8 protein-coding genes are annotated in these 7,450 nt (G+C 72.6%); 4 read left to right on the top strand and 4 right to left on the bottom strand.

What is annotated here, in order from left to right; translation table 11 throughout:
- The 4 genes from AB0F56_RS34390 to AB0F56_RS34375 form a co-directional block, all read right to left on the bottom strand.
- A partial coding sequence (locus tag AB0F56_RS34390) for a hypothetical protein (protein WP_362016990.1) occupies positions 1–197 on the bottom strand: 197 nt, incomplete at its 3' end.
- 278 nt (positions 198–475) lie between these two features.
- Complete coding sequence (locus AB0F56_RS34385) at positions 476–1,135, bottom strand: response regulator transcription factor (RefSeq protein WP_362016996.1); 660 nt, start codon at positions 1,133–1,135, stop codon at positions 476–478.
- A gap of 206 nt (positions 1,136–1,341) precedes the next feature.
- The gene (locus AB0F56_RS34380; RefSeq protein WP_362016988.1) at positions 1,342–2,631 is read right to left on the bottom strand and encodes a sensor domain-containing protein; all 1,290 of its coding nucleotides are present in this window, start codon (positions 2,629–2,631) and stop codon (positions 1,342–1,344) included.
- A 273-nt stretch (positions 2,632–2,904) separates the two neighbouring features.
- The gene (locus AB0F56_RS34375) at positions 2,905–4,062 is read right to left on the bottom strand and encodes a sensor domain-containing protein (protein WP_362016986.1); all 1,158 of its coding nucleotides are present in this window, start codon (positions 4,060–4,062) and stop codon (positions 2,905–2,907) included.
- Positions 4,063–4,245: 183 nt separating this feature from the next.
- Between AB0F56_RS34375 and AB0F56_RS34370 the strand changes: the two genes are divergently transcribed.
- From AB0F56_RS34370 to AB0F56_RS34355, 4 genes are read left to right on the top strand one after another with little or no spacing between them, the layout of a single operon-like run.
- Positions 4,246–4,653, top strand: coding sequence for an NADH-quinone oxidoreductase subunit A (locus AB0F56_RS34370; protein ID WP_361967877.1), 408 nt, complete (start codon positions 4,246–4,248; stop codon positions 4,651–4,653).
- Complete coding sequence (locus tag AB0F56_RS34365) at positions 4,644–5,216, top strand: NADH-quinone oxidoreductase subunit B family protein (RefSeq protein ID WP_362016984.1); 573 nt, start codon at positions 4,644–4,646, stop codon at positions 5,214–5,216. Before AB0F56_RS34370 ends, AB0F56_RS34365 begins: the two co-directional genes overlap by 10 nt.
- Positions 5,213–6,460, top strand: a complete 1,248-nt coding sequence (locus tag AB0F56_RS34360; RefSeq protein ID WP_362016982.1) for an NADH-quinone oxidoreductase subunit C — start codon at positions 5,213–5,215, stop codon at positions 6,458–6,460. Before AB0F56_RS34365 ends, AB0F56_RS34360 begins: the two co-directional genes overlap by 4 nt.
- On the top strand, positions 6,457–7,425 hold the full coding sequence (locus tag AB0F56_RS34355) for a complex I subunit 1 family protein (protein WP_362016980.1): 969 nt from the start codon (positions 6,457–6,459) through the stop codon (positions 7,423–7,425). The genes AB0F56_RS34360 and AB0F56_RS34355 overlap by 4 nt, the downstream gene beginning before the upstream one ends.
- Positions 7,426–7,450: the final 25 nt, after the last annotated feature.

Here is a 7,450-nt window from a genome sequence, read left to right as displayed (position 1 = left end):
TTGCCGAACGACGCCGTCTCCGAGGTGAACCTGTCACCCGTCAGCTGCATACCGTCACCGGAGTCACCGGCGAACCGAATGATCACCCGATCGAGTCGGCGGACTTCCTTCTCGTCGCCGTGGTGGGGCGCCGCCGGGGCGCTGCGCTGCTCCCCGACCAGGGCCTCACCGGCCTCGCTACTGACCTGGCTGGTCACTGAACTGGACCTCCCTCGCGGCAAGGGTCTCTCCGCCAGAGGCGGGAGAGGGCTCGCGGGGCGGACGGAGATCCGCCCGGCCCCGTGGCCCACCCTACGACGGTGGGATGGCCCCTCCCGGGACTTCTCGCATCGTGGACCTCGTTTTGAGATGCCCTATTGCCATGAATCGTCACGTTCTGTCTCCCCCCAGAATCTTCCGGAAAGTCGCGTTCCGCTCGTTCTTTGGTCTTAGGTCCAAATCAAGCCATCTGACACAGTGTCAGATAAGCAGGTATTTATGAATTCAGGTAGGTCAGCACGGCGAGCACCCGGCGGTGATCCCCGTCACTCGGCGACAGGCCCAGCTTGAGGAAGATGTTGCTGACGTGCTTCTCCACCGCGCCGTCGCTCACGACCAGCTGTTTCGCGATCGCGGAATTGGTCCGGCCCTCCGCCATCAGGCCCAGGACCTCGCGCTCCCGCGGGGTCAGGTTCGCCAGGACGTCCTGCTTGCGGCTCCGGCCGAGCAGCTGCTGGACGACCTCCGGGTCGAGCGCCGTACCGCCCCTGGCCACCCGGACCACGGCGTCCACGAACTCGCGGACCTCGGCCACCCGGTCCTTCAGGAGATAGCCCACGCCCCGGCTGGATCCGGCCAGGAGCTCGGTGGCGTACTGCTCCTCCACGTACTGCGAAAGGACCAGGACCCCCACTCCCGGGAAATCCTTGCGCAACCGCACCGCCGCCCGGACGCCCTCGTCCGTGTGGGTCGGCGGCATCCGTACGTCCGCCACCACCACGTCCGGCAGCGCGTCCTCGCCCGCCAGCTCGGCCACGGTCTTGACCAGGGCTTCCCCGTCACCCACACCGGCGACGACGTCGTGCCCCCGGTCGGTCAGCAGCCGGGTCAGGCCCTCGCGGAGCAGCACTGAATCCTCGGCGATGACCACACGCACCCTGTCCGCCACGTCTTCCACGACCCTGAAGCCCCCATGTTCCGCTGATCGATCCGGGCTCCAGCATCGCACTCCACGGCCCCGTTGTGGGATATGCCGAAGACAGGGGCGACAGCCCGCCACACGCCGCGCGCGTGGGCGGTCGTCCCGCCGGGCGGATGACCCGCCCGGCGGGACGACCGCCCCTGCCGCTCCGACCGGAGGGCTCACGCCCTCCAGGGCAGCTCCGCCGTGATCGTCGTCGGACCGCCCGCGGGCGAGTCCACGGCCAGGATCCCGTCGACCGCGTCGAGCCGCTCCGTGAGCCCGGCGAGCCCCCGGCCCGCCGCCGTCTCCGCGCCGCCCCGGCCGTCGTCCCGCACCTGGAGCAGCAGCCGGTCGCCGACCCGCCACACGTCCACCCAGGCGCGCCGCGCCTCCGCGTGCTTGGACACGTTCTGCAGCAGCTCGGACACGGTGAAGTACGCGATGCCCTCGATCGCGGGCACCGGCCGGGACGGCAGGTCCACGTCGACCGAGACCGGGACCGCGCAGCGCGAGGCGACCGCGGACAGGGCCGCGTCCAGGCCCCGGTCGGTCAGGACCGCCGGGTGGATGCCCCGGGCCAGGTCCCGCAGCTCCTGCAGCGCCGTCTTCACCTCGCCGTGCGCCTCGTCGACCATCCGCGCCGCCGCCTTCGGGTCCTCCGCGAGCTTCTCCTTCGCGAGCCCCAGATCCATGGCGAGCGCGACGAGCCGGGCCTGCGCCCCGTCGTGCAGATCGCGCTCGATGCGGCGCAGATCGGCGGCGGCGGTGTCCACGACCACGCCCCGGTCCGACTCCAGCTCGGTGACGCGGTTCGCGAGCCGCGACGGGCCGAGCAGCCCCGAGACCATCAGCCGGTCCACCGAGGTCAGCGCGCGGATGATCCACGGCCCGACGAGCACGAACAGCAGGCCGACGGCGCTGGTCACGGCGATCTCGAAGGGGGAGTCCAGGTAGAAGGCGTGCGTCCGGTCGCCGTACAGCTGGATGCCGTCCTGCCCCGCGTACATCGGGAAGACCCACTGCCACAGCGGGTACGTGAACATCGCCCAGCCGTACATCCAGAAGGCCACCGAGACCGTGAAGGCGAAGATCGCCCACGGCATGTGAAGGAGCGCGTACAGCAGGTGCCGCCAGGACGCGCCGCTCTTGAGCGTCGCCCCCATCCACGAAAGGGCCCCGCCGGTACGGCCCCGGGCCGGCTCGGGCGGCGCCACGTCGAGACCGAGCAGCCCACGCGCCCGGGCCCGCTCCACGGCACCGAAGCCCCGGCAGAGCGCCAGGGCGCCGGCCAGGACCGGGATGCCGAGGAAGGTGACGAGGAGGCCGGCGCCCGCCGCGACGAGGGCGATGGAGAGGGAGAAGTAGACGCAGCTGAGCGGCAGCCCGATCACCAGGTAGCCGAACTCGCGCCAGGTACGGCCGGCGAACGGCGCGCGGATCGCGGCGGGAAGGCGGGAGGAGGCGGCCATCGCGGTGGTCCGTTTCTGCTCGGGAGTGAAGAGAGGAAGGGGAGAGACAAGGGGAAGCGGTACGACACAAGGTTTCCGCGCGAGCGGCCGCGGGACCATGAGGGAGGTGGGCCTCTCGGTGCGGGGGTTTTCCCTACCTAGGGGCGCGGCTGGGCACGCGGCCGGCCCGCCAACGCGGCGGCCCGGGCAGCGACGGAAGACCGCCCACCAACGAGACGGACCGGGCCCGCGACGGAACACCGCCGCTGCCCGGTCCGTATCCGCCAGGTCGCGTTACGCCCCCGTCGGCCGGCCTCGCCACGGCAGTTCCGCCGTGACCGTCGTCGGGCCGCCCTCCGGCGAGTCGAGGACGAAGAGCCCGTCGACCGCGCCGAGCCGCTCCGCGAGCCCCGACATTCCCGTACCGCCGTCGAGCCGCGCGCCGCCGCGCCCGTCGTCCTGGACCTGGAGGAGCAGCCGGTCGTCGCGCCGCCAGACGTCCACGGAGGCGGACCGGGCCCGGGCGTGCTTGGACACGTTCTGGAGCAGCTCGGAGACGGTGAAGTAGGCGATGCCCTCGATCGCCTCGGCGGGCCGCTCGGTCAGGTCGACCGTGACCTTCACCGGGACGGTGCACCGCGCCGCGATCGACGAGAGCGCCGCGTCCAGGCCCCGGTCGGTGAGGACGGCCGGGTGGATGCCGCGGGCGAGGTCGCGCAGCTCCTGGAGCGCGAGCTTCACCTCGCCGTGGGCCTCGTCGACCATCGCGGCCGCCGCCTCCGGGTCTTCGAGGAGCTTCTCCTTCGCCAGGCCGAGCCCCATCGCGAGCGCGACGAGCCGGGCCTGCGCGCCGTCGTGGAGGTCGCGCTCGATGCGGCGCAGATCGGCCGCGGCGGTGTCGACGACCACGCCCCGGTCGGACTCCAGCTCGGCGATCCGCCGCTCCAGCTCGTCCGAGGGCGACAGCAGCCCCCGCACCATGGCCCGGTCGGCGGTGGACAGGCCACGCGCCACGAACGGCAGCAGCGGCCAGAGCACGATCAGCGAGACGAGCGTGACGGTGAAGGTCACGATGCCCCAGGGCAGCCGGATGAAGCCGTACAGCATCGTCCGCCACGCCACCGGGTCCTTCAGCGCGGTCCACAGCCAGTTGAAGAATCCGTGCCGGCGGGGGAGCGGGCTGGGCTCGTCCACCCGTACGGAGAGCAGCGCGCGGGCCCTCGCCCGCTCGGACCGGCCGATCCCGCGCGCCCCGGCGAGGCCGAGCGCGAGCAGCGGCAGGCCGACGACCGTGACGGCCAGGCCCACGCCGATCGCGACCGCCACCACCGTGTAGACGAAGCCGACCAGGGTGGTCAGCAGATTGGAGAGAAGGAAGGAGATCTCCTTCCAGGTCTGCCGGCCGTAGGCGGGGCGGACGGGCGGCAGCGGGGTGTCGGTCTCGGCGCTCATGTGCCAAGCGTGCCGGTCGGCGGGCCCGGCCCGCCATGGGGTACGTAGGTGAAGGAGAGTAGGGGTAACCCCACCGTTCAGTCCGTGACACACCGCTTACGGGATCTTTAGCAGGGCCTAGACTCCCGTGCGTACAGAACGTGCGTGCAGATCACCAGAACGGGCAGGAAGCGAGGGGTGGACGTGCCGGATCCGACCGTGCGGGCGGGAATCGGACTCGCGGCGGACTACTTCGAGTCGTACTCCGTCGTGGGACTCCTCGCCGTCGTCGGCGTGCTCTTCGTCGCCGTGGCGTTCGGCGCGGGCCGGCTGCTGCGGCCGGTCGTCCCGACGCCGGAGAAGCTGCTGACGTACGAGTGCGGTGTCGACCCCGTGGGCGAGGGCTGGGCACACACCCAGGTCCGCTACTACGTGTACGCCTTCCTGTACGTGATCTTCGCCGTCGACTCGATCTTCCTCTTCCCCTGGGCGACCGTGTTCGCCGCGCCCGGGTACGGCGCGACGACGCTGGTCGAGATGTTCATCTTCCTCGGCTTCCTGGCCGTGGGCCTGCTCTACGCGTACAAGAAGGGCGTCCTGACATGGACGTGACCCCGACCCCGCTGCCGGCCCCGACGCTGGGCCCCTTGGCCCGCCTCGCGCCCGAGCCGATGAAGGTGGTCCTGAACTGGGGCCGCCGCTACAGCCTCTGGGTCTTCAACTTCGGCCTCGCCTGCTGCGCGATCGAGTTCATCGCCGCGTCGATGGCCCGCCACGACTTCATCCGGCTCGGCGTGATCCCCTTCGCGCCCGGGCCGCGCCAGGCCGACCTCATGATCGTCTCCGGCACGGTGACGGACAAGATGGCGCCCGCGGTGAAGCGTCTCTACGAGCAGATGCCGGAGCCCAAGTACGTCATCTCCTTCGGCGCCTGCTCGAACTGCGGCGGGCCGTACTGGGACTCGTACTCGGTAACCAAGGGCGTCGACCAGATCATCCCGGTCGACGTGTACGTGCCGGGCTGCCCGCCGCGTCCCGAGGCGCTGCTCCAGGGCATCCTCAAGCTCCAGGAGAAGATCGCACGCGAGTCGCTGGCGGCGCGGTACTCGGGCCCGTCGGTCGGCCAGCTGACCAGCGGCCTGGTGGCCGCGCCCGAGCCGGGCGGTGAGAAGTGACCGGGAACGCGTACGACGCCCTGCCCGAGGCCGTGACCGAGGTCTTCGGCGAGGAGGCGACGGCGGAGCGGGCGTACGACCTGCTGACGGTGGACGTCCCGGTCGGCTCGTGGATCGCGGCGCTGGAGATCGCGCGGGACAAGCTGGGCTGCACGTACTTCGACTGGCTGAGCGCGGTCGACGAGCCGGGCGTGGGCTTCCGCGTCTGCGCGCACGTCGTGGCCCTCGAAGGCCGCACGGTGCGTCGGCTCCTGGTACGGACGACGGTGAGCCACGAGGCTGCGGTGCTGCCGACGGCGGTGCCGATCTACGCGGGCGCGGAGTGGCACGAGCGCGAGACGCACGAGATGTTCGGCGTCGCGTTCACCGACCACCCGAACCTCGTACCCCTGCTCCTGCCGGAGAACTTCGAGGGCCACCCGCTGCGGAAGGACTTCGTCCTCGCGGCGCGCGTCGCGAAGGCGTGGCCGGGTGCGAAGGAGCCGGGGGAGCCTGCGGCGGGTGCGGACCACGGCGGCCCGAAGCGCCGCCAGATGCTTCCCCCGGGCGTCCCCGACCCCAACGACTGGGGCCCGATGAAGGGCCAACTCCCACCGGCCCCGGCCCGCCCGGCTCGGACGCCGCGTGCGGGTGCTGGCGCGGGCGCTGGAGCGGCCGCGGGTGCCGGGGCGGGTGCCGGTGCCGGTGCCGGTGCAGGCGTGGAGCGCCCGGTGCGCCGTGCCCGCACGGCCGCCGGGGGCTCGGCGAGCCAGGCCCCCGAGACGACGGCCCCGGCCGCGGAAGGCGCCCCGGAGGCCGCGGCCCCGGCGCGCCCGCCGCGGCGCAGCCGCTCGGCGGCGGAGGGCTCCGCGAGCCAGGCGGGCACGCCGGCCGAGGAGCAGGCGCCTGGCGCGGCCGAGGGCACCCCGGAGGCCCCGGCCCCGGCGGCCCGTCCGCCGCGCCGCTCCCGCAGTGCGGCCGACGGCTCCGCGAGCCAGGCGGGCACCCCCGAGTCGCCCGCCGCGCCGCCCCGCACCCGGAGCTCGGACGCGCCCTGGCACCACGCCCGCCCGGCGTTCGACGACGAGGCCGCCCAGGCCCCCGAGCCTGAGGCGGCACCGGAGGCCGACGCGGCACCCGCCCCCGAAGCGGATGCCGAAACGCGCCCCGACGCCGAGCCCACCGCCCCCGAGCCCACCGACACGAACCCCGACCCCGACACCGACGCCGACCCCACCCACCCCGCCGGAGGCGATCCCGCGTGAACGACGTACTGGACGTCGCCCTCCGGCTGCTCGTCGTCTTCGCCGTGTTCCTCGTGCTGCCCCTCGTCGTCGGGCAGACCGAGCACAAGGTCATGGCGCACATGCAGGGTCGCCTCGGCCCCATGTACGCCGGTGGGTTCCACGGGTGGGCCCAGCTCGTCGCCGACGGGGTCAAGTTCGCGCAGAAGGAGGACGTGGTCCCGGCCAACGCCGACCGCCGCGTCTTCCAGCTCGCGCCCGCCGTCGCCCTCCTCCCGTACCTCCTCGTTCTCGTCGCCATCCCCATCGGCCCGAGCGAAGGCGCCGTCGGCCAGGTCCTCGACGCCGGCATCTTCTTCGTGCTCGCGGTCATGGGCGTCGGCGTGCTCGGCAGCCTCATGGCCGGCTGGGCATCGGCCAACAAGTTCTCCCTGCTCGGCGGCCTGCGCACCGCCGCCCAGCTGCTCGCCTACGAGCTCCCGATGCTCCTCACCGCCGCCTCCGTCGCGATGGCCGCCGGCACGGTCTCCCTGCCCGGCATCCTGAACGCCTTCGAGTGGTGGTGGCTGCCCTGGCAGATCGTCGGCGCCCTCGTCTTCTTCGTCGCGGGCCTCGCCGAGCTGCAGCGCCCGCCGTTCGACATGCCGGTCGCCGACTCGGAGATCATCTTCGGCGCGTACACCGAGTACACCGGCCTCCGGTTCGCGCTCTTCCTGCTCGCCGAGTACGCCGGCATCGTCGTCCTCTGCGGCCTCACCACCGTCCTCTTCCTCGGCGGCTGGCACGGCCCCTTCGGCGCCGAAGGGCTCGGCTGGGTCTGGACGCTGCTCAAGACCGCGGTCCTCGCCTTCGTCGTGATCTGGCTCCGCGTCAGCTACCCCCGGCTCCGCGAGGACCAGCTCCAGAAGCTCGCCTGGACGACCCTCGTCCCGCTCGCACTCGCGCAGATCGCGCTCACCGGCATCGTGAAGGTGGCGATCCAGTAATGCCCACCGCGTCTCCCGACCGTCC

It is taken from the genome of Streptomyces sp. NPDC026092 (assembly GCF_040638605.1).
In the GTDB taxonomy this organism is placed as follows: Bacteria; Actinomycetota; Actinomycetes; order Streptomycetales; family Streptomycetaceae; genus Streptomyces.
This window is presented reverse-complemented; position numbering and strand designations above follow the sequence as displayed.

What these genes read in the sequence shown, in the direction of transcription:
- AB0F56_RS34380 (WP_362016988.1), bottom strand. Translation starts at nt 2,631, where the DNA reads ATGGCCGCCTCCTCCCGCCTTCCCGCCGCGATCCGCGCGCCGTTCGCC.
- AB0F56_RS34375 (WP_362016986.1), bottom strand. Translation starts at nt 4,062, where the DNA reads ATGAGCGCCGAGACCGACACCCCGCTGCCGCCCGTCCGCCCCGCCTAC.
- AB0F56_RS34365 (WP_362016984.1), top strand. Translation starts at nt 4,644, where the DNA reads ATGGACGTGACCCCGACCCCGCTGCCGGCCCCGACGCTGGGCCCCTTG.